The 935-nt window shown below is 40.1% G+C and carries 1 protein-coding gene; it reads right to left on the reverse strand.

What is annotated here, in order from left to right; translation table 11 throughout:
* Positions 1–213 precede the first annotated feature (213 nt).
* The coding region (locus A3763_RS19260) for a mechanosensitive ion channel family protein (RefSeq protein ID WP_082880519.1) at positions 214–935 on the reverse strand (722 nt) is incomplete at its 5' end.

Genomic DNA, 935 nt, shown 5'->3' on the forward strand with positions numbered 1-935 from the left:
CACGAACAAAGATAAGTTGAAGTAACAAAAAGTATCTTTTTATTAGCGTCGTTTATAGATGAGTTTTTTTCCAGTTTTTCAGCAGTATTATCACACTTGTTTTCATTCTTTCGCAGGTTAGGAAATACGTTTATTAATAAAAAAGGCGCTCAAAAGAGCGCCTTTTATCAGCAAAACAAATAACGTCTTAAATAACCGGCGCTAGTGCGTAGGTTATTGAACTGTATGCATATGTACGTCTTGTTGAGGGAACGGAATACTAATTCCTTGCTCATCAAACGCTTTCTTAACTGCTTCGAACATTGTGAAGTGAACTGCCCAGTAGTCCGCCGTCTTAGTCCAAACCCTAACGGTAAAGTTGACTGAACTATCCGCTAATTCAGAGATCGCAATCAAATGCTCAGGATCTTTTAATACACGAGAATCTGAAGTGATCAAGCCTTCAATAATCGCTTTCGCTTTATCAATATCATCGCTATAACCAATACCAAAAACGAAATCAACACGGCGAGTATCCAGCTGGTTGATATTAACCATACTGCTATTTGATAGGGCACCGTTTGGAATAATAACGACGCGATTATCTGCCGTTGTTAGAATTGTGTTAAAGATCTGAATTTCCTTAACGACACCAATATGGCCTTGAGCATCAATTAAGTCGCCTACTTTGAAAGGCTTGAATAGCAAGATCAAAACACCGCCAGCGAAGTTTGACAAACTGCCCTGCAATGCCAAACCAACGGCCAAGCCAGCAGCACCGAGTACTGCAACGAAAGAAGTAGTTTCAATACCAACCATTGATGCAACAGCAATCAATAGCATCATCTTGAAGATGACTGACGCCAGGCTACTGACAAACGAACCAAGCGTTGGATCCGCTTTAGACGTAAAATGCTTTTCAACCTTGCTAACAATTCGATTTATCACCCAAAGAC

Source organism: Oleiphilus sp. HI0128 (assembly GCF_001635365.1).